The organism is Gordonia sp. LMA167, assembly GCF_058130025.1.
This window is the reverse complement of sequence record NZ_CM176708.1, coordinates 2,507,341-2,533,183: the sequence shown is the minus strand read 5'-3', so window position 1 is coordinate 2,533,183 and position 25,843 is coordinate 2,507,341. Positions and strand designations below refer to the sequence as shown.

22 protein-coding genes are annotated in these 25,843 nt (G+C 65.6%); 10 read left to right on the top strand and 12 right to left on the bottom strand.

The annotated features are described in order from the left end of the window. Positions 1-14: 14 nt before the first annotated feature. The 6 genes from ACVT6V_RS11410 to ACVT6V_RS11385 form a co-directional block, all read right to left on the bottom strand. Positions 15-1,037 carry an ABC transporter ATP-binding protein gene (locus ACVT6V_RS11410; RefSeq protein WP_489899850.1) on the bottom strand — a complete coding sequence of 341 codons (1,023 nt, stop codon included), beginning with the start codon at positions 1,035-1,037 and terminating at the stop codon, positions 15-17. Further along, positions 1,034-2,608, bottom strand: a complete 1,575-nt coding sequence (locus ACVT6V_RS11405; protein ID WP_489899848.1) for an ABC transporter substrate-binding protein — start codon at positions 2,606-2,608, stop codon at positions 1,034-1,036. Before ACVT6V_RS11405 ends, ACVT6V_RS11410 begins: the two co-directional genes overlap by 4 nt. Beyond that, positions 2,605-3,579 carry an ABC transporter permease gene (locus ACVT6V_RS11400; RefSeq protein ID WP_489899847.1) on the bottom strand — a complete coding sequence of 325 codons (975 nt, stop codon included), beginning with the start codon at positions 3,577-3,579 and terminating at the stop codon, positions 2,605-2,607. Before ACVT6V_RS11400 ends, ACVT6V_RS11405 begins: the two co-directional genes overlap by 4 nt. A gap of 1 nt (position 3,580) precedes the next feature. Further along, positions 3,581-4,528, bottom strand: coding sequence for an ABC transporter permease (locus ACVT6V_RS11395; RefSeq protein WP_489899846.1), 948 nt, complete (start codon positions 4,526-4,528; stop codon positions 3,581-3,583). A 270-nt stretch (positions 4,529-4,798) separates the two neighbouring features. Continuing rightward, positions 4,799-6,271: a MocR-like pyridoxine biosynthesis transcription factor PdxR gene (pdxR, locus tag ACVT6V_RS11390; protein WP_489899845.1), complete on the bottom strand. Its 1,473-nt coding sequence runs from the start codon at positions 6,269-6,271 to the stop codon at positions 4,799-4,801. Between the two features lie 155 nt (positions 6,272-6,426). After that, positions 6,427-7,215: an SDR family NAD(P)-dependent oxidoreductase gene (locus tag ACVT6V_RS11385; RefSeq protein ID WP_489899844.1), complete on the bottom strand. Its 789-nt coding sequence runs from the start codon at positions 7,213-7,215 to the stop codon at positions 6,427-6,429. A 177-nt stretch (positions 7,216-7,392) separates the two neighbouring features. Between ACVT6V_RS11385 and ACVT6V_RS11380 the strand changes: the two genes are divergently transcribed. Genes ACVT6V_RS11380 through ACVT6V_RS11370 form a run of 3 tightly spaced genes read left to right on the top strand, consistent with a single transcriptional unit; the run spans position 7,393 to position 10,779 of the window. Beyond that, a complete protein-coding gene (locus ACVT6V_RS11380; RefSeq protein ID WP_489899843.1) occupies positions 7,393-8,781 on the top strand; it encodes an aspartate aminotransferase family protein in 1,389 nt (462 codons plus the stop codon). Beyond that, positions 8,778-10,049 (top strand): Glu/Leu/Phe/Val family dehydrogenase, encoded by a 1,272-nt coding sequence (locus tag ACVT6V_RS11375; RefSeq protein ID WP_489899842.1) that lies wholly within the window; start codon positions 8,778-8,780, stop codon positions 10,047-10,049. Before ACVT6V_RS11380 ends, ACVT6V_RS11375 begins: the two co-directional genes overlap by 4 nt. A gap of 34 nt (positions 10,050-10,083) precedes the next feature. Next, positions 10,084-10,779, top strand: a complete 696-nt coding sequence (locus ACVT6V_RS11370) for a TSUP family transporter (protein WP_489899841.1) — start codon at positions 10,084-10,086, stop codon at positions 10,777-10,779. A gap of 105 nt (positions 10,780-10,884) precedes the next feature. On the opposite strand, the gene ACVT6V_RS11365 is transcribed toward ACVT6V_RS11370, so the two are convergent. Then, complete coding sequence (locus ACVT6V_RS11365; RefSeq protein WP_489899840.1) at positions 10,885-11,541, bottom strand: SDR family oxidoreductase; 657 nt, start codon at positions 11,539-11,541, stop codon at positions 10,885-10,887. Between the two features lie 172 nt (positions 11,542-11,713). On the opposite strand from ACVT6V_RS11365, the gene ACVT6V_RS11360 reads away from it, so the two are divergent. The 3 genes from ACVT6V_RS11360 to ACVT6V_RS11350 all read left to right on the top strand — a co-directional run bounded on the left by ACVT6V_RS11360 (position 11,714) and on the right by ACVT6V_RS11350 (position 16,569). Beyond that, on the top strand, positions 11,714-12,976 hold the full coding sequence (locus tag ACVT6V_RS11360; RefSeq protein ID WP_489899839.1) for an ABC transporter substrate-binding protein: 1,263 nt from the start codon (positions 11,714-11,716) through the stop codon (positions 12,974-12,976). Positions 12,977-13,069: 93 nt separating this feature from the next. Continuing rightward, positions 13,070-15,841 (top strand): ABC transporter permease subunit, encoded by a 2,772-nt coding sequence (locus ACVT6V_RS11355; protein WP_489899838.1) that lies wholly within the window; start codon positions 13,070-13,072, stop codon positions 15,839-15,841. Beyond that, on the top strand, positions 15,838-16,569 hold the full coding sequence (locus ACVT6V_RS11350; protein WP_489899837.1) for an ABC transporter ATP-binding protein: 732 nt from the start codon (positions 15,838-15,840) through the stop codon (positions 16,567-16,569). The genes ACVT6V_RS11355 and ACVT6V_RS11350 overlap by 4 nt, the downstream gene beginning before the upstream one ends. Before the next feature lie 22 nt (positions 16,570-16,591). Here the strand turns inward: ACVT6V_RS11350 and ACVT6V_RS11345 are convergent, their stop codons facing one another. From ACVT6V_RS11345 to ACVT6V_RS11330, 4 genes are all read right to left on the bottom strand, one after another. Then, positions 16,592-17,359, bottom strand: coding sequence for an enoyl-CoA hydratase (locus ACVT6V_RS11345; protein ID WP_489899836.1), 768 nt, complete (start codon positions 17,357-17,359; stop codon positions 16,592-16,594). 39 nt (positions 17,360-17,398) lie between these two features. Next, positions 17,399-18,892: an AMP-binding protein gene (locus ACVT6V_RS11340; RefSeq protein WP_489899835.1), complete on the bottom strand. Its 1,494-nt coding sequence runs from the start codon at positions 18,890-18,892 to the stop codon at positions 17,399-17,401. 67 nt (positions 18,893-18,959) lie between these two features. Continuing rightward, on the bottom strand, positions 18,960-19,730 hold the full coding sequence (locus ACVT6V_RS11335; protein WP_489899834.1) for an enoyl-CoA hydratase/isomerase family protein: 771 nt from the start codon (positions 19,728-19,730) through the stop codon (positions 18,960-18,962). Between the two features lie 3 nt (positions 19,731-19,733). Beyond that, complete coding sequence (locus ACVT6V_RS11330; RefSeq protein ID WP_119032136.1) at positions 19,734-20,729, bottom strand: LLM class flavin-dependent oxidoreductase; 996 nt, start codon at positions 20,727-20,729, stop codon at positions 19,734-19,736. A gap of 71 nt (positions 20,730-20,800) precedes the next feature. Here ACVT6V_RS11330 and ACVT6V_RS11325 point away from each other — a divergent pair, with 71 nt between their 5' ends. The 4 genes from ACVT6V_RS11325 to ACVT6V_RS11310 are packed head-to-tail and all read left to right on the top strand — an operon-like array spanning position 20,801 to position 24,970. After that, positions 20,801-22,063 carry an FAS1-like dehydratase domain-containing protein gene (locus ACVT6V_RS11325; RefSeq protein ID WP_489899833.1) on the top strand — a complete coding sequence of 421 codons (1,263 nt, stop codon included), beginning with the start codon at positions 20,801-20,803 and terminating at the stop codon, positions 22,061-22,063. Between the two features lie 15 nt (positions 22,064-22,078). Beyond that, positions 22,079-23,155 carry an NADH:flavin oxidoreductase gene (locus ACVT6V_RS11320; RefSeq protein ID WP_489899832.1) on the top strand — a complete coding sequence of 359 codons (1,077 nt, stop codon included), beginning with the start codon at positions 22,079-22,081 and terminating at the stop codon, positions 23,153-23,155. After that, entirely contained in the window at positions 23,148-24,206 is a 1,059-nt protein-coding gene (locus ACVT6V_RS11315) for a TIGR03617 family F420-dependent LLM class oxidoreductase (protein ID WP_489899831.1), read from the top strand. Before ACVT6V_RS11320 ends, ACVT6V_RS11315 begins: the two co-directional genes overlap by 8 nt. Beyond that, a complete protein-coding gene (locus ACVT6V_RS11310; protein ID WP_489899830.1) occupies positions 24,203-24,970 on the top strand; it encodes an enoyl-CoA hydratase in 768 nt (255 codons plus the stop codon). The genes ACVT6V_RS11315 and ACVT6V_RS11310 overlap by 4 nt, the downstream gene beginning before the upstream one ends. Before the next feature lie 75 nt (positions 24,971-25,045). Here ACVT6V_RS11310 and ACVT6V_RS11305 read toward each other — a convergent pair whose 3' ends face one another. Beyond that, a complete protein-coding gene (locus ACVT6V_RS11305; RefSeq protein ID WP_489899829.1) occupies positions 25,046-25,819 on the bottom strand; it encodes an enoyl-CoA hydratase/isomerase family protein in 774 nt (257 codons plus the stop codon). Positions 25,820-25,843 lie beyond the last annotated feature (24 nt).

Below are 25,843 nucleotides of genomic sequence, written 5' to 3'. Positions count from 1 at the left end.
GGTCGTCCGGTGGCCTACGCGGCCTGCGTAGGAGATTTCACGCATCGCACCCGATGCCGCTCGGTCACGTCGCGCAACGATAGGGTCTGCGCGCACTCCGGACCGGCCAGCGCGCACCTCGGCTCGAACCGACATCCTGGCCGAGCCCGGTCCTCTGCGCTGATGCCGCCGGGGATCGTGGACAATTCGGTGCTCGGATCTCCGGCGAGCGTGGGAATACTCGCCAGCAGACCCGCTGTGTACGGATGGGCCGGAGCGGACAGCACCTCGTCCGGGGTGCCTTCTTCGATGATCTGGCCGGCATACATCACCACCACGCGATCACAGTTTTCGGCGATGACTCCAAGATCATGTGAGATCAGCACCATCCCGGCTCCCGAATCCCGCTGGATGTCGGCCAGCAGACGCAAGATCTGAGCCTGCACCGTCACATCGAGTGCGGTGGTCGGCTCGTCGGCGACCAGAACCCGTGGGCGTGCGGCGAGAGCCATCGCGATCACGATGCGCTGGCGCATGCCGCCGGAGAGCTGGTGCGGGAACTGGCGCATCCTCAACTCGGGTTCGGGGACCTGCACCAACTGCAGGAGCTCCAGCGCCCGGGCCTTTGCCGACTTCTTGTCCGCCAGTCCATGGACTCGCATGACCTCGGCGATCTGCGCGCCGATCCGCATACACGGGTTCAGCGCCGACATCGGCTCCTGGAAGATCATGCCGATCTCCTGGCCGCGCAGACCCTGGAAGTCACGATCGGTGGCCCCGAGCACGTCGTGGCCGGCGATGTGGAGGGCACGGGCGCTGACACGCGCCGCCTCCGGCAGGAGGCCGAGCAGCGCCAGTCCGACGCTGGACTTTCCACACCCGGATTCGCCGATCAGGCCCACGGTTTCGCCCGGAGCGACGGTCAGGGAGAAGTCGGACACGACAGGCGTGCCCGCACCGTAGGCGACGTCCAGGCCGGACACGGCCAGGCAGGGCGCGATTGGATCGGCCTGGTCGTCTTTGTCGCGCAGGGTCTGTACTTCGGTTGCTGCAGTCATGATTCCATCCAGCTGTCGGCGAGGCGGTAGCGATACGAATAGGTGTCGGGCCGGTAGCCGGCGAGGTGGCGCGACCAGAGCTCCTGACGGAGTGGGACTGCGTAAGGGACCAGGACCAGCGCCTGTTCGGCGACCTCGTTCTCCAGATCCCTGAGGGCTGCGCGGCGGGCCTGAGGATCGGCGACGACCATCAGGCGGCCGAACAGCTTGGCCGCGTCAGCGCCGTCGGGCCCGGTCTTGTTGCTCGGTATGCCCGGCGCGAGGAAGAAGGCGAACGACATCGCCGGGTCCACCGTCACCGGCATCGGCAGCGCCAGCAAGTCGGTGAACGTGCCGCCCATCATGCGCTGCATGACGTCGGCCCACGGCAGGGGATGCAGGTTGAGCGTGATCCCGACCCTGCCCAGCTGTTCTTGCATCACCTCGTAGGTGGGCGTGTCCTGGGAGAACGACGCATCCCCCGGATAGGTGAGGCCGATCGTCACGTGGTGGAGCCCTGCCTGCGCGAGCAGGGCTCGCGCCCCGTCCGGGTCGTAGGTGTAGTTCGGCGTGGCGGCATCGGGCGCAACCGCGTCGGGGGCACCGACCGGGACCGTCAGCGACTTCTTCCCGTACCCGTAGGTGGCAAGTTTCGCGATCTGGTCGCGATCCAGCGCCTTCGAGACGGCCTGGCGAACGAGACGGTTGGCCATCGGACCAGTGGTGGCGTCGACCATGATCGAGAGTCCGCGCGTTTCGGCATTCTCCCCCATCTGAAAGCCTTCGCTTTCGGCCTGCTCGCCGAGTTGCGGGTCGGCCAACCAGATGGCATCGACGGTCCCCTGACGCAGCATGGCGAGTCGGGCCTGGGCGTCCGGGATGATCCGGAAGTTGATCCCGTCCAGATACGGTCGCGGAGCATCCCAGTAGTAAGGATTGCGGGCCAACGAGATCATCACCTGGTCCTGCCAGTTGGTCAGCTTGAACGGACCCGATCCCATCGTGGAGCGTTGTCGCACCTCTGGAGGGGTCGACTGGTACCACGCCTTGGACACGATCACACCCGCACCGCGATCCGAAATCAGATTGAGGAATGTTCCGCTCGTCGAGGCGAGCCGGAACTCGACATCGCGCCGGCCAACCGCGACAACGTCTTTCAGGGCGGTGAGCAGGGTGTGTTGCGACGCGGTCGGCCCGCGCATCTGCTCGTAGGAGAAGACGACGTCGTCTGCGGTGACCGGCGATCCGTCGCTGAAGCGCGCATTGTCGCGGAGAGTGAACCGGTAGGTCAGCTCACCGGTCTGCTTCCACGCCTCGGCGAGACCGGGCTGGTAGTTGCCATCGTCGCCACGGGTCAGCAGCGACTCGTAGACCTGGACCAGAATATTCTGCGCCGCAAACGAACCCCCGACGTAGGGATCGAGACCCCCGGCCGTCGGTTGCACGTCCGTGCCGTACTCGAGCACCCCGCCACTCACCGGGGTCGCGGCGGGCAGCGGCCGGCCCGAGTCGGCGGCGCACCCGCTCAGTCCGACCGCGACGGTTGCGGTCAGGGCGACGACCGTCGCCTTCCATCGTCGGCTACCGATCATCGGGTCGACTCCTTGCTGGTTTCGGGGTTCAGGCTGAGGGCAGGATCGGCGCCGGTGTCGGCGCGTCGGACCAGTGCCCGCACGGGCCCGACCGCGATGCGCAGGGCACCGCCCTGGGGAGAGAACTTGTTCTGGAGCCCGTCGGCGATCAGATTCCAGGCGATGGTGAGCAACACGATGAGCGCGGACGGTAGCAGGATCAGCATCGGGTCACGCTCCATGAACCGAATGGAGTCCGAGATCATCCGGCCGGCACTGGGGTCTGGCGGCACGATGCCCTGGCCGAGGAAGCTGAGCGTGGACTCGAGGAGTACGACCAGCGAGGCCGTGGACGCGAACTGGACGAACAGGGGGGTCAGCGCGTTGGGGAGCAGGTGGCGCACCGCGATCTGCGGACGTCGCACGCCGGCGACCTCGGCGGCCACCACGAAGTCGCGCTCCTTGAGAGACATGATCGGCGCTCTCATCAACCGTGCGAAACCGGGCGCAGCGATGAGGGCGAGCGCCAGGATCAGCGGCACCATGCCGTGGCCGAAGACCGCACCGGCCAGCAGCGCCAGCAGCACCGCCGGGATGGCGAGCAGGATGTCCACCAAACGCATCGCCAGGTTGTCGACCATACCGCCGAGGTAGCCGGCGGCGATACCGATCGCAGATCCCACGACGGCGGCAATGGTGGTGGCGAAGAACGATACGAGCAGGGCCACCTGCGCCGCCGAGGCGAGCCTGGTCAAGTTGTCACGGCCGAGGTTGTCGGTACCGAGCCAGTGTTCGGCGCTGACGCCCCCGAAGGGGGTGTCACCGATCTCGGTGACGGCGTACGGGCTCAGGATCGGGACGAAGACCGCCGCCACGGCGATCGCGGCGAGCAGGCCGACGCCCCAGCCGAGCGCGGTAGGACGACGGAGGTACAACCTTCTGTCGCGCAATGGGTTCAGTACGAACGATCGTGTTGTGGTCAGAACAGTCATGTCAGTTCACAGCCCTTATCCGAGGGTCGATCAGCGGGTAGAGCAGGTCGACCGCGAGGTTGATGGCCACGTAGATGGCGCCGAGCACCAGCACGCAGGTCTGGATGACCGGGTAGTCGGTCGAATTGATGGCCTCGACGAGCATGCTGCCCATCCCCGGGATCGCGAAGACGTTCTCGACCACGATCGTGCCGCCGATCAGTGCGCCGAGTTGGACACCGACGATCGTCACGACGGGGATCAGTCCGTTGCGCAGCGCGTGCCGGAGCACAATACGGGAGCTCGACGCGCCCTTCGCGCGGGCGGTCCGCACGTAATCCTGCGCGAGGGTATCGATGACCGTATTGCGGGTGTAGCGGGCCAGTATCGCCGCCATCGACAGGGACAACACGAGGATCGGTACCAGCATCGACGCGGTCGAGCGCAGGAGGCCTTCGCTCAACGGCACGTATCCGACCAGGGGAAGCTTCAGCGTCATCGAGTTCACCAGGATCACGATGGTGCCGATCACAAACGCCGGGATCGCCAGCAGCACAAATGGTCCTGCTCGGATCGCCGTGTCTGCCGCGCGACCTGACCGCACCGCGGAAACCACGCCCGCCGGAACGCCGATCGCGACGGCAACGATCATCGCCGACACCGCGAGCTGGAGACTCACCGGCAACCGATCCCCGAGCTGATCACCGATCTGGTAGGGCCGTGTCAGCGAGGAGCCGAAGTCGCCGGTGAGGATGCCTTGAATCCAGTCCCAGTACTGGGTGATCCACGGGCGGTCGAGACCGAGTTGCGACCGGATCTGCGCCAGGGCAGCGGGATCCGGGTCGCTGACGTTGAGGTACACCATCGCGGGATCACCGGGTATCAGACGCACCATCCCGAACGCGATGAGCGAGAGCGCGACGATCACCATCACCGCCGTCCCTATTCTCCTAGCCAGATACCATGCCATGCCGCGCGTCTCCCGTTGTCGTGGAAATTGATTCGAATCAATCGTCGTCGACAGCGCTGCCACCGACAAGGACCAGGAAATCGCGCAATCGTCGATCCAGTTGTCACATGGTGTAATTCGTTAGGATTCCTGCCGTTAACAATTCACGGCTGGGTGGGCTTTCTGCCCGCTTCGCGTGCTCCCGACGTGACGCCGACCACTGACACCGGTGGTTCGTAGCTCACTGTCGGTCACGAACGTGGCTCGATCCGCCGTGTCCCCGGTCTCGCTTCAGGCAATGGTGACGGATGGGTGCAATTCAGTGATCAGCTTCCCCAAGAGCTCAATTCCCGGCTCGATGGCGTCATGCCGGATGGAGCCGAATCCGAGTCGAAGGAAGTTTTGCTGCTCGGTCCCGGGCATGAAATAGCGCGCCCCGTCGGCTACCAGGATGCCCCTCTCGCGTGCGCGTCGGGCCACCTCCTCGGCGTCGAGCCATCCCGGGCCCCGATACCAGATACACATCCCACCCGGCGGAAACGCCTCGAGTCCGTCGGACGGCAGATGCCGACTGGTGGCTGCGGTGATGGTCGTCCAGTTCTGCTTGAGCCGACGGCGCTGAGCTCGCAGCACCTTGTGGTACTCGCCGGACTGGATGAACAGTCCGAGAGCCCGCTGGATCTGCCCGGGCAGGTGCTTCGTCCGGTGATGACGCTCGGCTCGGAGCGCCTCGATCACCGCCGGGTCTGCGACGACGAAACCGATGCGCAGCCCGGCGGACAAGAACTTGGAGAATGAACCCAGGTAGATCACCCGCCCGTTGGCGTCGAGTGACTTCAGCGATGGCGTGGGTCGGCCACGGAATCGGAACTCGCTGTCGTAGTCATCCTCGATGGCGAAGCCATTACGCTGACCCAGCAACTGCAGCAGTAGTTTGCGTCGCGGAAGACTGAGCGTGACATTCGTGGGGTGGTGGTGTGACGGCGTCAGGTACACCGCGTCGAAGTGGCCGACCTTGTCGATCGCGGCACCGCGGGAGTCGACGGGGATGGGCAGCAGGGTCGCCCCGGACCGCGCGAAGATGTGCATGGCGTCGAGATACCCGGGGTTCTCCACGCCGATCACCTTGTCGGGCCCGAGTAGCACGTCGGTCACCAGCGAAAGACCCTGCTGCGCTCCACTGGTGATGAGAATCTGATCAGGCGTCGCCGAGATGCCTCGGGACGGGAGGATCTCGCTGCACAGCGCTTCCACCAGGAGCGGATCGTTCTCGTCGACCGCGTCTCGGATGCTGAACCGCAGATTGGGTCCACTCATGGCATCGTTCATCGCACGCATCCAGGCCCGCACCGGGAACGACCGAAGCTCCGGCTGCGAGCTGATGAACGGGTACGGGTAGTCGAAGGCATCGGGATGACCCAGGGTGCGGGTCAATTCCGGCGACTGCCGCACCCGCAACAGCTTTCCCCAGTCCACGTCGGACGACGCCGGTGCCGGTGGGGCGGCGACGGTCGGCGCCGCGGCGCGCGTCGACAGGGTGTCAGCCGCATAGAGACCACTGCGTGGCCTGCTCTCGATGACCCCGAGCGCAATCAGTTCGTCATACGCGGCGGTCACGGTGTTGCGCGAGACCCCGAGTTCCTGGGCGAGGTATCGCGTCGACGGGAGGGGCCGGCCACCGTCGTACAAACCCGCCGCCAAGCGTTCCTCCAGCAGCACGCGGACTCGACGATAGATGGGTCCCGCCCCGGAGTTGGCGGACATGGCATACCTCCCGGATGACTATCTGGCACCCGAAGTATTGCACGCCTTTGCTATGTCGATGGTTCCAGAAGCCTGGATGTGGCATACATCATGGAGCCGCCCCGCGCCCGCCGACTTCGTTGGCGGTGAACGCGAGGCGGTGGTCGGGGACCGTGTCAGGCAGTCCGCCGATGCACCCGCTGCGCCGAGGTCTGGTCGCGGGTGAGCACCAGCATCGAATCAATGTTGACGTGGGCGGGGCGGGACACGATCCAGGTGACGCACTCGGCGATGTCGTCGGCAGTCAACGGATCGATGCCGTCATACACGGCGCTGGCGCGGTCCTGGTCGCCGCGGAAACGAACCACCGAGAACTCCGTCTCGACGAGTCCCGGGTCGATCTGACACACCCGGATCGGTTCGCCGAGCAACTCGAGACGCAGGACCCGGTTGAGCGCTCCGACCGCGTGCTTGGCGGCGTTGTACCCACCGCCACCGAGGTACGGTTCGCGAGCGGCGATCGACCCGATGCACACCACGGTGGCGTTTCCACTCTCACGCAGGCGGGGCAGCAAGCCCTGGGTCACCCGCAGTACGCCGAGGACATTCACGTCGTACATCGCCAACCAGTCGGCCTCATCCGCGGTCTCGATCGACTCGGTACCCACAGCACCACCGGCATTGTTCACGAGAACGTCGCAGCGAGGGATCGCCGCGCAGAACGCGTCGACCGAGGCCTTGTCGGTCACATCCAGTCGATGCGCGACCGCGCCCGTCTCGTCGGCGAGTGCCTCGAGACGATCGAGTCGGCGTGCACCCATCACGACGTGGTACCCCAGCTTCGTGAGGTGGCGGACGGTGGCAGCGCCGATACCGCTGCTCGCGCCGGTCACCACTGCTACGGGCGTATGGGGCTCGGCCACCGACACTTTCGGCGATGCCGCCATCGCGTTCGGAGCCGGCATATTCGGACTGTCAGTGCGAGAGGTGTGTTCACTCATGGCTCTTATCGTGGCCCGGAACTGGCCGGCCCGGAAGTGCCACCGAGGCAGGGTCTCGATGGTGCCAGTTGTAACAGTGTTGCTGGCCCCCCGATCCGGGTGGGTCACTGGCTCTGGTGAGTCCGACCCTGGCGAACCAGCATGGAGTGGTATCCGTTCGACTATCGAGGAGGGCCCGTGGCCGCGCCTGTCATCTCCACCGCACAACTGACCTACGACACCGATCGTGCACACGTCTTCCATTCCTGGTCGGCGCAGAAATCGTTGCGTCCGATGGTGATCGAACGATCCGAGGGAAGCCGGCTGTGGGATGGCGAAGGCCGCAGCTACCTCGACTTCACCTCCCAGCTGGTGTTCACCAATATCGGCCACCAGCATCCGCGGGTGATCGCTGCGATCCAGGAGCAGGCCGCCAAACTGTGCACCATCGCACCCGCACACGCCAACAGTGCACGTGCGGAGGCAGCCCGACTCGTGGCCGAGGTTGCACCGGACGGAATGGACAAGGTCTTCTTCACCAACGGCGGAGCCGACGCCAACGAGCACGCGGTGCGCATGGCACGCCTGCACACCGGTCGCTACAAGGTGTTGTCGGCCTTCCGGTCATATCACGGCGCCACCGCCGAGACCATCAACTTCTCCGGCGATCATCGCCGGTGGGTCAATGACTACGGCAGCGCCGGTGCGGTCCACTTCCACGCCCCGTTCCTCTACCGGTCCGAATTCCACTCGGAGACAGAGGAACAGGAGTGCGAGCGGGCGCTCGAGCATCTCGATTCGCTGATCCGCTTCGAGGGACCCGAGGCGTTCGCGGCGATCCTGATCGAGACGATTCCCGGTACCTCGGGCATCATGCCGCCGCCGCCCGGATATCTGCCCGGTGTGCGTGAGATCTGCGATCGTTACGGCATCGTCATGATTTGCGACGAGGTGATGGCCGGGTTCGGGCGCACGGGCGCATGGCTGGCGGTCGACCACTACGACGTCACCCCCGACCTGATCACGTTCGCCAAGGGCGTGAACTCGGGATACGTCCCGCTCGGCGGCGTGATCGTGGGTGAGCGCATCGCCGCTACCTTCGACGAACGTGTCTACCAGGGCGGTCTGACCTATTCCGGACACCCGCTGGCATGTGCGGCGGCCGTGGCGACCATCGAGACGATGCGAGAAGAGGGCATCGTCGAGAACGCCGCCGCCATCGGCCGCGATGTGCTCGGCCCCGGTCTGCGTGCACTCGCCGCCAAACACCCGAGCGTCGGCGACGTCCGCGGACTCGGCGTGTTCTGGGCGCTGGACCTGGTGCGTGACCGAGAGACCAAAGAACCGCTTGCCCCGTACGGCGGCACCAGCGCTGCGATCGGCGAAACCCTGGGTGCGGCAAAGGAGAACGGGCTGCTGGTGTTCAACCAGTACCATCGTCTGCACATTGTTCCGCCATGCATCATCACCCCTGACGAGGTGGCCGAGGGACTCGCGATCCTGGACACGGCACTCGAGGTCGCCGACTCGCACACCGCGGGTGCGCGGTGACACTCCTCGACTCGGTCGAGAGAACCGCCGGACCCTACGAGGACGCATTGTCGCAGTATCGGGCGTCCGCTGACCGGCTGGCGCTGGAGCCCGGGTTACGCTCGGTGCTGCAGCATCCGCGACGCGAGATGACCGTCGCCGTTCCCCTGGTGCGCGACGACGGCCGCGTCGAGATGCTCACCGGATACCGCGTGCAACACAACCTGGCCCGCGGCCCCGGCAAGGGTGGCATCCGATTCAGCCCGCTGGTGGACCTGGACGAGGTGCGGGCACTCGCGATGTGGATGACGTGGAAATGCGCGCTGCTCGACATTCCCTACGGCGGCGCCAAGGGTGGGGTGACCGTCGACCCCGCCACCAGCAGTGTCGCCGAACTCGAACGGGTGACCCGAAACTTTGTCAGTGGCATCGGACCGATCATCGGTCCCGATACCGACATTCCGGCCCCCGACGTGGGCACCGACGAGCGGACGATGGCCTGGATCATGGACGCCTTCTCCACCACCGCCGGCCGCGCGGTCCCTGGTGTGGTGACGGGCAAGCCACTGGCACTCGGCGGTTCGCAGGGACGCACGTCAGCGACGGCTCATGGGGTCGTGCACGTCGCGAGTTTGGCGCTACGTCACGCGGGCGTGAGCGGCGACCATGTGCGTGCGGCGGTGCACGGCTTCGGCAACGTCGGAGCCTGGACTGCGAGTCTGCTGCAAGAGCGCGGGCACTCGGTGGTCGCCGTCGCCGACCGGTTCGGGGCGGTTTTCAACCGTGGCGGCCTCGACATCACCGACCTGCGACGCCATGTCGCGGATACCGGCACCGTCGTCGGATACCGGAACGCCGACCCACTCCCCGACCCCGACGATGTCCTCGAACTCGACGTGGACCTGCTGGTCCCGGCATCGGTCGAGCGCGTGATCCACGAGGGCAACGTCCGGCAGGTCCGGGCAGCGGTCGTCGTGGAGGGCGCCAACGGACCGATCAGCACCGCGGCGGGCGAACTTCTCGACGATGCGGGAGTGCTGGTGGTCCCGGACATCCTCGCGAACGCGGGCGGAGTGCTGGTCTCCTACTTCGAATGGGTACAGGCCCAACAGGGATTGTGGTGGGGCGCCGACGAGGTCCGTGACCGTCTCGACGTCCGGATGACCCGCGCCTGGCAGTACGTCGTCGAGGCGGCACGACACGACGGCACCGGTCTGCGGGTCGCGGCCACCGACATCGCGGTCGCCCGAGTCGCGGAGGCATGCGTGGCCCGCGGACTCGGGCACTGAGAGCTACGGCGGCAACAGAATGTCGTACCTTTGCGTGGCGATCACGGTCCTGTTCATCGCGTCGATGCTGCAAGCGGTGACCGGTTCCGGGTTCGGTCTGGTCGCGGCACCGTTGCTACTCATGATCGACCCAGATCTCGTGCCCGGGCCGCTATTCGTGCTCACCATCGTCGCGATGGCCTCCGTCGTGTGGCGCGACGGTCGACACTGCGACCGGGCGACGGCGATCCGGCTGGGCGTGGCGATGCTGCCCGGGGTGGCGCTGGGCGTGTGGCTGACCTCCGTCGCCGACCCCACCGTGCTCACCGCGACGACTGCCGCGGTGTCGATCGCCGCAGCACTCGCAGCGTTCGCCGGAGCTGGACTGCCCCAGCGAAAGTCGATCCTCGCGTGGGCCGGCGCGATGGGCGGGCTCATGGGAGCAGTCGCAGCGCTTCCCGGTCCCCCACTGGCACTTGCCTACCGACCCGGGGACGCCCGGACATTGCGCGCAACCCTGTCGGTGTTCTTCCTCGCCGTCTCAGTGGTTTCGCTCATCCTGCTTCAGGCGACCGGCGATGTCGGCGGATCCGATTGGGGTGACGCCGCGCTACTCACCCCCGCCGTCATACTCGGCGGCGCCGCGGGCGGCCGGATGGCGAACTGGGTGTCGGTCGCCACCGCGCGCAAACTCACCTCGGCCGTCATTCTCATCGCCGGCAGCGCACTCCTCGCACGCACGCTCGTCTGAGCGCTACTGTCGGGGCGAAAGTGTGGTCGTGCAGAGGTTTGACCGATCAGCCCCGTAACCCACCTGACGCGAAAGGGATCCGCCACGCTGAGGATCGAACCGCGCTCACCCGTGGTAGGCCACCTCGGCACACCATGACGCCTCGTCCTGGTGGGCGGCTTCCCAGATCGCCCCGGCCACCCGATCGGGAGTGAAGGGCCCGTCCTGGGCGAGCGAACCCTGCACCGTCACCGACACGGTGCGGATGCCCTCCGGTGCGAGAGTCGTGTCGATACTGAAAACAAGATTCCGGATCCCTGCCTTCTGCACGCCCAGAGACGCCGCACGATTCCACGGCTTGTCCGCCGCCATGCTCCCGGTCACGGTGATGCGGCCACCCGGCGACATGAACGGCCGCGCGGCCTGAACCGCAGTGAGTAGGCCGCCCACACCGAGCGCGACATCCTCGAGCAGTTCCTCGACAGTGAGTTCGAGTGGATCCTTTTCCCGGAAAGCACTGGGGTTGAAGTGAAGGACGTCGATTCGGTTCCACCACTGCCCCATTGAACGAATCTCTGACGTGGCCGCCGCCACGTCCGTGACGTCCACGACCTCGGCGAGAGTCTGCGCGCCCTGGTCGGCAACCTGGCGATCCAACTCCGCCAGCCGATCCGCATCGGTGCCGAGCAGCCCGACGTCGTATCCCTTCGCCGCGAATCGCCGAGCGACCGAACCGCTGACGCCCGGACCTGCTCCCACCACGACGATGACCGGTTTGCTCATGGGTTTCAAGCATAGTCGGACCAAATATATTCAGCAAAATCAGTTTACTTATTGACATGTATTCACTGATTCGTCTACCTTTCGTCCATCACCCTTCGGAGTGGTCTGCATCACAACGCAGCGAAAATGTGCCGAGGCTCGCGACGAGCCTCGCCGATCAAAGGAAGTCAGTATGCGTTTCGCGTCATCCCGCTCGCGTCGCCGCTATGCGGCAGCGTGCCTCGGCGCCGTGGTCGTCATCGCCGGCGCCACAGCATGTACCGAGGATTCTTCCAGTGAGGGCGGCTCATCGTCGGCAGCCGCCGAGAGCGCGGTCGCGGCTGCACCCAGCGGTACATTTGCCGGCAATCAGGCCAGCGGGACACCGGTCAAGGTGGGGCTGATCAACCCCGAAGGCGGCCCGGCGATCTCGTTGCCCGAGGATCGAGAAACGGCCGAGGCCGTGGTCAAGTACGCCAACGAGAATCTCGCAGGCATCGGCGGTCGACCGATCGAACTTGTGGAATGCAAATCCAAGGAAGACCCGGCGTCTGCAACTGCGTGCGCCAACCAGATGGTCGAGGCGGGTGTGGTGGGCGTCGTGGTGACCAACACCGCCCAAGGCGACGTGATGGTACCCATCCTCACCGGCGCCAAGATCCCCTACACCTCGTACCAGGGCGCAGGACAGACCGAGCTGACGGCTCCGGATTACTCCTACTCATGGACGGGTGGCTTTCCCGCGGTTCTGAGCGGGATGGCCAAGTACACGGCGGGTAGCGGCATGAAGGACGTGACGCTCTATGTCACCGACTCCGCAGCCGCCATCAACGGCGCGAAGGCCATGGGTGTTCCGGCGTTCCAGGCGGCCGGCATCAACCTGAACGTCGTTGCCATCCCCCTCGGGAATCCTGATGCCTCACCGCAGGTGTCCGCCGGCCTCAAGAACAACCCGCAGGCCGTGGGCATCGTCGGCGATCCGACGATGTGCACCTCCGTGCTCAAGGCTCTCGGCACCGTCGGCACGGACGCGGAGAAGATGGTGATCGGACCATGCCTCGATCCGAGCGTCATGGAGGCCGCCAGCGCAGAGCTGAACGGGTCCAAGGTGTTCAACACCGCCTTCGGCTCCGGAACCGATCCGGAATCGCTGACTTATCAGGCGATCATGGCCAAGTACGCACCCTCGGTCTCACCCGACGGAACCGCGGTGACCGCCTATCAGTCGATGCTCGGCTTCGTCCGCACCGCCGGAACTGTCAAGGGCGACGTCACTGCAGCGTCGGTGAACAGTGCCATCCGTGCCGCAGCGAATGTTCCACTGCCGGTCGGCGATGGGCTGGCGATGAGCTGCAACGGCAAGGCCGTCCCCGGCCTGCCCATGGCATGTAGCGCAGGCGCCCTGGTGGGCACCGTCGACAACGGCCAGATCACCGACGTCAAGCAGCTGAACTGACGTCCCGGGTCCGGTTCCGTTGGATAACGCCTGAGCCAACGGAATCGGGCCAACCGCCCCGGCCCCATTCGTCTAGCAGAGAGCAACCTTCGCGTGTCTGACCATCTCGCCTTCCTGATCCTCGGCCTCGGTGCCGGTGCGGTGTTCGCTGCGCTGGGTATGTCCCTGGTGGTGACCTTCCGCAGTTCTGGGGTCGTCAATTTCGCCACGGGTGCGCTCGCTCTCTATATCGCCTACACATTCGCCTTCTTACGCAAGGGGGAACTCCTTGTTCCCATTCCCGGGTTCCCGCAGACCATCACGCTCTCGTCCCAGCCGCTGACGTTTACCTCCGCCGCGGCCATTTCCCTGGTGATCGCAGCTGCCGTGGGTCTCATCCTCTACCTACTGGTCTTTCGTTGGTTGCGCACGTCGTCCCCAGTGGCCAAGGCTGTCGCGAGCATCGGAGTGATGCTCGTCGTGCAGCTCGTACTCGCCATGCGGGTCGGGACCAGTCCGGTCTCGGTCGAACCCATTCTGTCGCAGGAGATCTACACGGTCTCCGGTGTCCGCATCCCGGCCGACCGGGTCTGGTTCGCGCTCATCATCATCGTGCTCGCGCTCGCCCTGGGCGCGCTGATCAAATACACGCGGTTCGGACTGGCCACCCGGGCGGTCGCCGAAACCGAACGTGGAGCGATTGTCTCGGGCCTCTCGCCCAATCGTGTCGCAGCCATCAACTGGGCTCTGAGCGTCGTCGTCGCCGGCGTCAGTGGCATCCTGATCGCGCCGATCGTTCCGTTGGTGCCGCTGTCATACACACTGTTCATCGTCCCAGCGCTCGCCGCGGCAATGGTCGGCGGCTTCACGAAGGTGGGGCCGACCGTCGCGGCGGGACTGATCATCGGCATGGTCCAGGGTGAGCTGATCTACCTGCAGAACACCATCGACTGGTTCCCGGCAGGCGGCGTCGCGGAGCTGGCCACGCTCGTGCTGATCCTGGTGTTGCTCGTCGTCCGACGCAATCAACTCCCTCAGCGCGGGACTCTCTCCTCCTTGTCGCTGGGACGCGCACCACGGCCGCGGAACCTTGTGACGCCGACGATGATTGCGGTCGCCATCGGGCTCGTGGCGTTGTTCGCCACGAGTGGGGGCACCCGCGGTGCGGTGATCACCACCATCGTGCTGGCCATCATCGGACTCTCCCAGGTGGTGGTCACCGGATTCGCCGGCCAGGTGTCTCTCGCACAGTTGACCCTCGCGGGCACCTCGGCCTTCGTCGTGAGCCGCCTGACCACGGTCCTCGGCGTGCCGTTTCCGTTCGCTCCGATACTCGCGGCGCTCGTCGCCACCGTCATCGGAGTCGTGATCGGCCTACCCGCACTCCGACTGCGCGGGCTGCCCGTTGCGGTGCTCACCCTGGCCATGGCGGTCACGTTGGAGGCCTTCTGGTTCCGAAACACCGACCTCAACGGTGGTGCCGCGGGTGCTCCGGTGGAGAACCCCACCATGTTCGGTCTGGACTTCGGCATCGGGAACGGCGACGCGTATCCCCGCATCACCTTCGGAATCCTCTGCCTCGTGGTCGCCGTACTCGTCGGCCTTGGCGTCGCGTTCCTGCGCCGTAGCAGGCTCGGCGCGTCGATGCTCGCCGTGCGCGCCAACGAGCGGTCTGCCGCGGCATCCGGCATCGCGGTGAACCGGGTCAAGATCATCGCGTTCGCGATCGGTTCGTTCATCGCCGGCCTCGGCGGCGCCCTGATGGCCTATCAACAGAATGTCGCGTCGGCGGCCAGCTACTCAGCGCTGGCCGGAATCGCCCTGTTCGCAACCGTGTACCTGGCCGGCATCAGTTCAATCGGTGGCGGGGTTCTCTCCGGTGTCATCGGGGTGGGTGGCATCTTGTACTTTGCGCTCGACAAGTGGGTCAACCTCGGCGACTACTTCGCCGTGATCACCGGTGTGCTCCTGATTGTGTCCGTCATCGTGAACCCGGACGGCATCGTCGGCCCCGTCCACGCGCTGATCGCCCGACTTCGCCACCGCCCCAACGGATCGGTCGATCTGGAGCTCTCTGTCGACCCGACCTCGATATCCGAAGCTCCCGCTCTTGGCGCCGAAGTGCTGTCCGCCGAGGCCGTCGGAATGCGTTACGGCGGCGTCATCGCCCTCGAAGACGTGAGCTTCTCAGTCCGCTCAGGCGAGATCCTCGGTCTGATCGGACCGAACGGGGCGGGCAAGACAACCCTCATCGACGCGCTCAGCGGGTTTGCCAACTCGACTGGCTCGGTGGTTCTCGACGGCGAGCGTCTCGATGAACTCGCACCACACGAACGCAGCCGGCGCGGACTCGGACGTACCTTCCAGGGCATCGAACTCTACGACGACCTGACCGTGCGGGAGAACGTGCTCGTCGGCACCGAAGCCGCCAAGCATCGCGGCGAGGATGACCCCGATCTCGAGCGACTGTTCGAAATCCTGCACCTGACCCCGGTCGCCGACCGGATGGTCGCCGAACTGTCCCAGGGACAACGACAGTTGGTGTCGATCGCTCGCGCGCTGGCCGGACGACCCAAGGCATTGATGCTCGACGAGCCCGCCGCCGGCCTCGACAGTTCGGAGAGCATGTGGCTCGGGCAGCGACTGCGCGCAGTCCGAGGCGCCGGGACGACGGTGGTCATGGTCGATCACGACATGGGATTGGTGCTCGACCTGTGTGACCGCATCGTCGTCCTCGACCTCGGGCGTGTGATCGCCATCGGTACTCCCGACGAGATCAAGCAGAACCCCGAGGTCATCCGCGCATACCTCGGCAGCAGCGCACCCCCGGAGGTGGCCGCGCTGGGAGAACCCGCCCTCGCCCAGGCCCAGGAGGTCACCACGTGAACACCACATCAAAGACCCCAGTGCTGTCATGTTCAGGACTGTCCGCGGGCTATGCGGGCGCACCGGTCATCCGAGATGTCGACCTGAGTGTTCACCGCGGCGAGATCCTCGCCTTGCTCGGCCCCAACGGTGCAGGCAAGACCACTACCCTGCTGGCGCTGGCCGGCTTGATCAACCGGGCGGACGGGTCGGTCACCCTGGACGGCAACACATTACGGTCAGGGCACTCTCGCCAGGCCGCCGGCCACGGGCTCGTCCTGGTGCCCGACGATCGTGCGCTGTTCACCACGCTCACCACTTACGAGAACCTGAAACTCGCCGGCCGCAAGAAGGCAAAGATCGACGGGGTGTTCGATCTGTTCCCTCGTCTGCGCGAACGGACCTCGGTAGCCGCCGGCTCGCTGTCGGGCGGCGAACAGCAGATGCTCGCCATCGGGCGCGCGCTGGTCCAGGACCCCACGGTGCTGCTCATCGACGAACTCAGCATGGGTCTGGCGCCGGTCATCGTCGAACAACTCCTTCCGGTGATCCGTCAGGTCGCCGACGACACCGGAACAGCGGTGATTCTCGTGGAGCAGCATGTCCGTCTCGCCCTGCAGACCGCCGACCGCGCCGTTGTGCTCGCCCACGGAACCGAGGTCCTCTCCGGCGATGCCGGGGAGCTGTTGGCGCATCCGGAGCGGATCGAGGCGGCCTATCTCGGCGGCGACAAGGTTGCCGCCGAGTAGGACCCGGTTACGTCTGATCCGGCTACGTCTGATCGGGCTTCTGCGTTCGCGTGGAGAAGCGACGACGGATCTCCGCGCCGTTCGGCCGCCAGGTCGCCGCTGCCTCGGCCTCGAGACCAAGGGCGTGCGCCGTGGAGCTTCCGGCGCCGTCGTTGAGTAACCGGAGCAGTCGATGTGTTGCCTCGGGGTGCGCGGCCGCGATGGATTCTGCGATCTCGAGGGTCCGCTCCATGAGCCGATCGGCCGGCACGACTTCGTTGGCGAGCCCGATACGCAACGCCGTCTGCGCATCGACGGGGTTCCCGGTGAGCATGATCTGGGTGGCCATCGGCAGTCCGACAATCCGCGGCAGCATCGCGCTGCCGCCCCATCCATCGATCAGACCGATCGACGTGTGCGTGTCGGCGAACACGGCCTCCTCGGAGGCGATGATGAACGAACAGCTGACCGCGAGCTCGAGCCCACCGGTGAAGCATGGACCGTTGACAGCTGCGATCACCGGCTTCGACAGCGATCGCATCACCTGTGTGGGTGTCGCACCTTCCGGGGCCGTCGCAGGCCCGGTCAACGCCTCCGACAGATCCACGCCTGACGAGAATGCGCTTCCCGCGCCCGTGACGACAATGACCCGCACATCGTCATCGGCTTCAGCGGTGGCGAACTCCTTCCTGAGTGAACGGCGCAAGGCCCTGTCGAGTGCGTTGCGTCGGGCAGGGCGGTTCAACGTCAGGACGGTGACGCCGCCGCGACGATCCACGAGCAACGGCTGCCCGCCTGCTTCGTTGGTCATGTTTACCGTCCCGTCATCACACTCTGGAAGCGCCGGCTTTCAGCTCACCGGCAGCTTGCGGCGGAGGACCTTTCCACTGGGCAGCCGCGGAAACTCGTCGAGGAAGGTCCACCCGCGGGGAACCTTGAAGCCGGCGAGGTGCTCGCGTGCGTACGCGGCGAGCGCTTTCTCGAGATCCGGTCCGGGATGCGTCTGGCCACTGGGCAATACGAACGCGTGCACCCGCTGGCCGAACTCGTCGTCGGCCACCCCGATGACGGCGACGTCGGCAACTGCCGGGTGCAGGATGAGTACGTCCTCGATCTCACGTGGATAGACGTTGACGCCACCGGAGAGGATCAGATCGGTTCGCCGGTCGGACAGGTAGAGATAGCCGTCGGCGTCGACATGACCGAGATCTCCGAGGGTGTTCCAGCCCCGGTCATTCCACGCACCAGCGGTCTTGTCGGGATCACCGTGGTATTCGAACCGGCGGACGTCACCGAACCAGACCTGCCCGACCTCGCCGACCGGCCGTTCGTTTCCGTCGTCGTCGCAGATGTGCACAACTCCGAGCAGAGCCTTTCCGACCGTACCGGGCCGTTCGAGCCAGGCCTTCGAGTCGACCATGAAGAATCCGGTTCCCTCACTGCCTGCGTAGAACTCGACGAGAATCGGCCCGAGCCAATCGATCATCTGCCGTTTGATCTCGACGGGACATGGCGCACCGGCGTGGATCATGATGCGCAGCGAGCCGACGTCGTGGGATCGGCGCACCTCGTCGGGGAGCTTGAGCAGCCGAACGAACATGGTGGGTACGAATTGTGCTGCGGTCACACCATACTGCTCGATCAGGGCGAGCGAGCGTTCCGCATCGAACCGCTCCATCACGACTGCTGTGCCGCCGTTGCGGATGGCCCCCATGGACCACCCCAACGGCGCCGCATGATAGAGCGGACCCGGGCTGAGGTATATCGTGTCGCGGCCGAGACCGAATGCGGTACCCATCATGTGGTCGATCGCGTATCCGGTTCCGAACGCATCACCGGTCAACTCGGGCAGTATCCCCTTGGGACGGCCCGTGGTGCCGGAGCTGTAGAACATGTAGCAGCCCTCCAGCTCATGCGCGATCGGGATGTCCAAAGCCGCGGATGCCAGGTCCTCGAGATCCTCACCGACGGTCAGCCTGGTCACCTCGCGCGAGGCCGATCGCACGCATTCATCGGCGAGCACTGCGAGTTCGGGCGATGAGATGAGCACCGTCGCCTCGCAGTTGTCGACGATGTATGCCGCCTCGGCGACGGTGAGATGCCAGTTGACCGGGGTGTAGAAGAGCCCTGAGCGTTGCGCAGCCCACGCCACCGGAAAAACGTCCAGACGATTCTCCATCAGGATCGCGATGTGGTCCCCCGGCAGCAATCCGAGGTCGGCCAACACGTGCGCGATCCGGTTCGACGCGCGCTCGAGTTCCGCATAGCTGATCGACTGGCCCGATTCACCCATGATCACAGCAGGTTTGCTTCCCAGCTCGCTAGCGAGCGCGGTGAGGTGCATCAGTGTTCCTCCGTGATTGTCAACGTCACCCGATTGTGCGATATCGGTGAGCGGCTTCCACCATCGATCATCTGGCGAACTCAGGTCGGCGTTTCGCCAGAAACGCCCCGACCCCTTCTCTCGCGTCGGGATCACCGGCAGTGGTGCGAATGGCAAGCGCCTCCCGACGCAACGCGCTCTCGGGAGCCGCGTCCGCGGTCGCCCGCAAGAGCTGCTTGGTGGCGGCCTGTCCCCCGGCCGGGCCGGCGAGGACCTGATCGACGATCTTCTCGGCTACCCGATCGAGATCACCATCCGGAGCCACCCGGGCGACCAGGCCCGTCGCCAGTGCCTCGTCGGCGCTGATCGCATCGTTGAGAAGGGCCAGCCGCAGCGAGCGATGCAGACCCAGCGAGTGCACGAGCAGGCTGGTCCCACCGTCGACGTTGAGCCCGACCTTCGTATAGCCCAGACTGAATGTCGCCGTCTGGGCCGCGATGATGATGTCCGCCGCGGCGGCGAGCGGAAAGCCCGCCCCGGCAGCAGGACCCTGCACCACCGAGACCACCACGGCGTCGGCGCGGACGAGTTCGCTCACCACACGATGCAAGGAGTCGGCGAGGTCGTCGATGTAGTTGGACATGTCCGCAGCCGAGGCGAATGCCGCCAGATCCCCGCCGACGGAGAAGAAGCGTCCCTGCGCGCTGAGCACGATCACTCGCGCCGAGTCAGCCGATGCCCGCCGCACCGCGGCAAACAGTTCCTCGACCATATCGGAGTGGACCGGGTTCCCCCGGTCACCATCGGTCAATGTGATGCGCGCACAACCTGACTCGAAGCTGTAGCTGACGAAGCTCACGTATCAGCCCTCCAGTAACGCCAGGCTGTTGTGAGCGTAGACCGCTCGTCGCCGATCGCTCACCAGGAACGCCGGCTGCCCCAGATATGTCAGATCCCGGGCCAGCGACCCCTCGGCCCTGCGCTCCGCCAGACGCGAACGCGCATCGGCCGTTGTGCCGCACACGGCAATCGTGTGGAGCATGTCGTCTGTGACGGCATTGGTGAAGGTGTCCATGTCCCCGGCCTTGAAGGCGGCGCGCAGCGCCGCCACGGCGTCCGTCCAGCCATGCTGCTCGATGAACGCGTCGTAGGTCTTCACGGTGAGGTAGAAGGCGATCATGCGGCGGGCGTCGAGGATGGCCCGATCCGGGTTGTCGTCATCAACCGCAGTGATCAGCCAACCGTGTTCGATCGTGCTGCTCTTGCCGGCGTCGGCCAGTCCTTTGGCGGTCGCCGGCCGGACGACGTCGTTCCACCATTGCGCGGTGAACAAGCCGTGGCCGATGACCCCGTCGGCATGTCGGGCCGCAGCAGCGGCCATGCCTTTGTTGAAGCCGGCAAACAAAATCGGGACATCGAGTCGGCCCAGTACCGGCGCCTGGACCCGCGCGTCGACCCGATAGAACTCACCGTCGTAACGGACACGTTCGCCGTTCTCCGCATGCAGCCAGGCGCGTACCGCTCCGGCGAGATCGCTCATTCGCGCGACCGGGCGGTCGGCCTCTGCCCCGACCCAGTCCCGATTGATCGCGTAGGCACCCGAACCGAGCCCGAGGAACAATCGGCCCGCAGCATGCTTGTGCAGCGTCCGAATCGCGGACGCGTGCGCGTACGGACTCCGGGAGAACGCATAGGCGATACTGGTGCCGACCTGGGCTTTTGTCGTGTTTGCCGCCATGTCCGCCAGTACCGAATATGCGTCGTTGTCGACAAAATCACCGGTGCAGAACGCCGCGATGCCGGCCTTCTCCGCCTCTTGTGCGACCTCGGCTCCGGGCCAGGGTAATCCGAACTCCATCTCGACTCCTTTAATCATTTAGCTGATTGTACTATATAGTGGCTGCAATAGCCGCTAGATGAGGAGTCGCCGTGAGTGATGTGACCAACCCGCAATCCGCCGAGTACGGCATTCTGACCGACGAGTCGTTCGAGCGTTCACGCCGGCGTATCGGCATTCCGGAACGCCCTCTGACCCCGCACAATCACGAGGTGACCGCCGATGGCACACGCCATTTCGCGTTCGGATATGGCGATGCCAATCCCCTCTGGTGCGATCCCGACTACGGCAAGAACACCCGCTGGGGAACCCTGATCGCGCCGCCGAATTTCATGTACACCATGGGCGAGAACGCCGCGCCGCCGGTGAGCCCCGAGCAGAAGGCCCTGTTGAAGGGTGACCCGTTCGCCGGACTCGGCTCGTACCAGGCTGTGATGGAGTTCGAGTGGTTTCGCCCGCTGACGCTCGGCGACCGGTGTCAGGTCGTCCGTGCGCAGGTCGGGGTCGAGGAGAAGCCCTCGAAGTTCGGTGGTCGCACTGCTCACGTCACCAACGACTTCTTGTTCGCCAACGGTGCCGGTGAGATCCACGCCATCCAACGCGGCACCTGGATCAACGCCGAGCGCCACACCTCGCGGGCCAATGCCAAGAAGGCCGATCCCATCGACTTCACCACCCCGTACACCGACGAGCAACTCGCCGAGATCGACGCGGCCTATGACGCCGAGACCAGGCGCGGCGCCGAGACCCGCTATTGGGAGGACGTCGAGATCGGCCACCAGATCGACAAGCGCGTCAAAGGCCCACTCACCGTCACCGATGTGATCGTGTGGCATGTCGGTTGGGGCATGCAGCTCACCCCGCCCGGGACATTCGGCATCTCACGGGCGATCCGTCGCAAGGTCCCCGGCCTGTACCCGGCGAACTCACGGAACATCCCCGATACCGTGCAACGCCTGCACTGGGAATCCGAACGTGCCGCGGAACTCGGCATCCCGATGAACTACGACTATGGTGCGATGCGCGAGACCTGGTTGACCCATGCGCTCACCGACTGGATCGGCGACGACGGCTGGCTGTGGAAGCTGTCGTGCCAGCACCGCAAGTTCAACTACATCGGCGACACCACCTGGATCACCGGCAAGGTCGTCGACAAGCGGCAGGTGACCGACGAGCAAGGCACCCGCAATGAGGTCCACCTGGAACTGGCATGCACCAACCAGCGTGGCGAGACCAACACCCCGGGAACCGCGGTCGTACTGCTGCCGACTCGCGAGGCGGCCGTCGAACTGCCGAAGCCACCCGCCGACGATCTCCAGTCGCTGCTGGCCCATGAGATCGAGCGCTTCGCCTGAGACGGGACCACACACATGACCGCACTCGCCGACGCCCTGACCTTCCGCCACGGTCCCGACTGGCAGAATCGAATCGCCCTCGCTCCGTTGACAAACATGCAGAGCAACGACGACGGGACACTCCACGACGACGAGTACCGATGGTTGACCCGACGAGCCGAAGGCGGGTTCGGGATGGTGATGACCTGTGCGGCACATGTGAGCCAGGCCGGCATGGCATTTCCCGGGCAGTTGGGTATCTGCGACGATGCCCAACTGCCGGGCCTCACGAGACTCGCCGACGGCCTGCGAGCGGCCGGGGCGGTGTCGTCGGTACAGCTGCAACACGGTGGGCGGCGGGCGAATGCCCAGATCTCGGGGCGTCCCGTTGTCGCCCCTTGGGACGACCCGAGTAAGGGAGCGACCGCACTGACCACAGGCGAGGTCGAACAGGTCGTGCACGACTTCGTCGACGCGGCGGTCCGGGCTGAGCGAGCGGGCTTCGACGGAGTCGAAGTCCACGGAGCCCACGGCTATCTGATCGCGCAGTTCCTTGATACCCGTAGCAATCACCGCACCGACCGTTACGGCGGATCGACCCGGAACCGGTTCCGCATCGTCCACGAGATCGTCGACGGCATCCGTGCGGCAGTGTCGCCGAATTTCCAACTCGGCCTGCGACTCTCACCGGAGCGATACGGAATCGTCCTCGACGAGGCCCGCGCTCTCGCCTTCGAGGTCCTCGACCGCGGCAACCTCGACTATCTGGACCTGTCCCTGTGGGACGCATTCAAGGAACCCTACGACGAGGCTCACCGTGGTCGTCGCCTGATCGACTTCTTCACCGATCTGCCCCGCGGCAACACCCGTGTGGGCGTGGCCGGCAAGATCACCGACGCCCCCGGTGCTCGCGAATGTCTGGAGCGGGGCGCCGATTTCGTCCTCATCGGCACGGCAGCCATCCTCCATCACGATTTCGCGCGGAGCATCGTCGCCGACCCGACGTATCGCGCTCGGCAACAGCCGGTTCCGGCCGATCACCTGGTCGGCGAATCCGTCGGCCCCGCGTTCCTCGACTACCTCTCCACGAATTGGGATGATTTCGTTGCCTGAAACCACCACTGCGAGTGTCGCCGCCCCCAAGGTGGTGCTGCCGATCGGCCCGCCGGGTCAGCAACTCGCCGACACAGCTGCGCTGGCCCGTCTCGCCGAAGACGCAGGCCTCGAAGGGATCTCGTACGCCGAACTGTCGTCGGACCCACTGCTGCATCTGACGGTGGCTGCGGGTAGCACGTCGAGGGTGGACCTGATGACCAATATCCTGGTTGCGTTCGCCCGGTCACCCATGACGCTCGCCACCCAGGCCCGCGCGCTCCAGGACTACTCGGGCGGCAGGCTCATCCTCGGACTGGGCAGCCAGATCAAACCCCATGTCGAGCGTCGCTTCTCCATGCCGTGGAGTGCACCGGCCGCCCGCATGGCCGAGTTCGTCGCCGCGCTCCGTGCGATCTGGTTCGCATGGGAGACCGGGGAGAAGCTCGATTTCCGTGGCGATTTCTACACCCACACCCTGATGACCCCCATGTTCACTCCGCCGTCGCAGACACCGGCACCCAAGGTGTTCATCGCCGCGGTGGGACCCAAGATGTGCGAGACGGCGGGGGCCGTTGCCGACGGGCTGCTGGTGCACGGCTTTTCCACCGAGCGCTACCTGCGGGAGATGACCGTCCCCGCCCTCGAACGCGGAGCCGGTGGCCGACTGCGCGACGACTTCGAGATCGTCGATCTCAGCTTTGTGGTCACCGGCCGGTCCGACGAAGAGTTCGCGGCCTCGGCAAAGGCAGTCAAACAGCAACTGGCGTTCTACGCCTCCACCCCCGCATATCTACCCGTCCTGGAACTCCACGGCTGGCAGGATCTCGGTGCCGAGATGCACGCACTGTCGAAATCCGACGACCCGGATCGGTGGACAAAGATGGGTGAACGCCTCCCCGACGAGGTCCTCGAGGCCTTCGCCGTGGTGGGCACGCCCGCAGACATCCCGGGCAAACTCGCCGCACGGGGTCAAGGCGTGGTCAGTCGTTACTCGGTGAACACGCTCGGTATCGACGACCCCGATCTGGTCATGCAACTGGCCCGCGAGATCCAGAACGCGGTCCGATGACTCCGGTGGTGCTCAGCGAGATCGATGGCGGGGTCGCGCTCGTGACACTCAACCGCCCGGAGGCTCGCAACTCTCTGAGCCCCGAGCTGATCAGTGAGCTCAGCGCGACACTACGCTCCCTGGACGCGGATACCGAGGTCGGCGCAATCGTCCTCACCGGCGCAGACCCGGCATTCTGTGCGGGACTCGACCTCCGTGCGCTCGCCGACGACGGTCCCGAATACTTGAAGCTGTTCGAGGACGACGACTGCATCAGGCTGGTCGGTCAACTCAGCACACCCGTGATCGGTGCCGTGAACGGTGCCGCCGTCACCGGCGGTCTCGAGATCGCTTTGGGATGCGACTTCTCGATCGCCGGGGATCGGGCGGTGTTCGCCGACACCCACGCGCGCGTTGGCGTGCTACCCGGCGGTGGCCTGACCGCCCGCCTCCCCGATCGGGTCGGCACGGCGTGGGCGCGTCGGATGTCGTTCACCAGTGAGCTCGTCGATGCCGAATTGGCACTACGGATCGGCTTGGTGACCGAGGTGGTGCCGCACGATCGGCTGATCCCGCACGCACTCGAGGTGGCCGGCCGGATCTGCGACGTAGGCGGCGACGTGATGGTCGCACTCAAGCACATGTACACCGCGGGCTGGCAGGCTGGTTCCGGGCAGGTCCTCGAAATCGAGTCCCGCCTGTCCGCGGCCCACCCGACAGCCTGGGACGCGCTAGAGGAGAACCGGCGAAACGTCATGGAACGTAACCGATCCCAGCTGACCTGAGTGGGTGGAGCACGTGATCTCGATACGGCTCCTCGCTACGCTCGTCACCTACTCGATCAGCGGGGAGGGTCTCGATCAGCGCAGCGTCCACTTCGGTTTGACGAACCCGTCGCGCGAGACCTCCGCCGTACCGATCGGGTTGCCGATTCCCGGGTAGTTCCATGCCACGGCATAAGCGGCGTTGCGATCCATGTCCAGCGTCTCCCAGACGGCCTTCACCGTGCCCTGCACCGCGACGGCGGGTTTGGCCGCGATCCGCCGTGCCAGACCGTCGACGTGCTCCCAGAGTTCTTCGCGCGGTTTGAGTTCCGACACGAGTCCGATGGCGAACGCCCGCTCCGCCGACATCCGTTCGTCCAGGCCGACCAACGCCCAGCGCATCGCTTCGCCCAGGGGAATCCGCCGTGCCAGACCGATCGGTTCCAGCGCTGACGTCAGTCCATAGGACACATGGGGATCGAAGAAGGTCGCGTCATCGGCCGAGACGATGAAGTCGCAGTCGTTGAGCCAGTAGAAGGCACCGCCGGCCACCATGCCGTGCACTGCGGCGATCACTGGCTTCCAGACCTTGTTGGCGCGCGGGGACAGCCCCTGACCGGGATCATCCTGACTCCAGAAGTTCTCGTGGAGGTCGAGTCCTTCACGGACATCCACCCCGGTGCAGAACGCCTTGTCCCCGGCGGCACGAAGGACCACGACGTGCACATCGTCGTCCTCGCGGATATCTTTCCACAGCCGCCGGAACTCGTCGACCATCGTCGCGTTGAAAGAGTTGTGCGCCTCGGGGCGGTTGATCGTGATGGTGGCGACGTGGTCGGTGACGTCGTAGAGGATGGTGTCGAAACCCATGATCCAGGCTCGCTTTCAGATCAG

Bases quoted from the DNA above. Each gene is read 5' to 3' on its own strand.
- ACVT6V_RS11410 (WP_489899850.1), bottom strand. From the start codon at position 1,037: ATGACTGCAGCAACCGAAGTACAGACCCTGCGCGACAAAGACGACCAG.
- ACVT6V_RS11405 (WP_489899848.1), bottom strand. From the start codon at position 2,608: ATGATCGGTAGCCGACGATGGAAGGCGACGGTCGTCGCCCTGACCGCA.
- ACVT6V_RS11400 (WP_489899847.1), bottom strand. From the start codon at position 3,579: ATGACTGTTCTGACCACAACACGATCGTTCGTACTGAACCCATTGCGC.
- ACVT6V_RS11395 (WP_489899846.1), bottom strand. From the start codon at position 4,528: ATGGCATGGTATCTGGCTAGGAGAATAGGGACGGCGGTGATGGTGATC.
- pdxR (WP_489899845.1), bottom strand. From the start codon at position 6,271: ATGTCCGCCAACTCCGGGGCGGGACCCATCTATCGTCGAGTCCGCGTG.
- ACVT6V_RS11385 (WP_489899844.1), bottom strand. From the start codon at position 7,215: ATGCCGGCTCCGAACGCGATGGCGGCATCGCCGAAAGTGTCGGTGGCC.
- ACVT6V_RS11380 (WP_489899843.1), top strand. From the start codon at position 7,393: ATGGAGTGGTATCCGTTCGACTATCGAGGAGGGCCCGTGGCCGCGCCT.
- ACVT6V_RS11365 (WP_489899840.1), bottom strand. From the start codon at position 11,541: ATGAGCAAACCGGTCATCGTCGTGGTGGGAGCAGGTCCGGGCGTCAGC.
- ACVT6V_RS11360 (WP_489899839.1), top strand. From the start codon at position 11,714: ATGCGTTTCGCGTCATCCCGCTCGCGTCGCCGCTATGCGGCAGCGTGC.
- ACVT6V_RS11345 (WP_489899836.1), bottom strand. From the start codon at position 17,359: ATGACCAACGAAGCAGGCGGGCAGCCGTTGCTCGTGGATCGTCGCGGC.
- ACVT6V_RS11340 (WP_489899835.1), bottom strand. From the start codon at position 18,892: ATGCACCTCACCGCGCTCGCTAGCGAGCTGGGAAGCAAACCTGCTGTG.
- ACVT6V_RS11330 (WP_119032136.1), bottom strand. From the start codon at position 20,729: ATGGAGTTCGGATTACCCTGGCCCGGAGCCGAGGTCGCACAAGAGGCG.
- ACVT6V_RS11320 (WP_489899832.1), top strand. From the start codon at position 22,079: ATGACCGCACTCGCCGACGCCCTGACCTTCCGCCACGGTCCCGACTGG.
- ACVT6V_RS11310 (WP_489899830.1), top strand. From the start codon at position 24,203: ATGACTCCGGTGGTGCTCAGCGAGATCGATGGCGGGGTCGCGCTCGTG.
- ACVT6V_RS11305 (WP_489899829.1), bottom strand. From the start codon at position 25,819: ATGGGTTTCGACACCATCCTCTACGACGTCACCGACCACGTCGCCACC.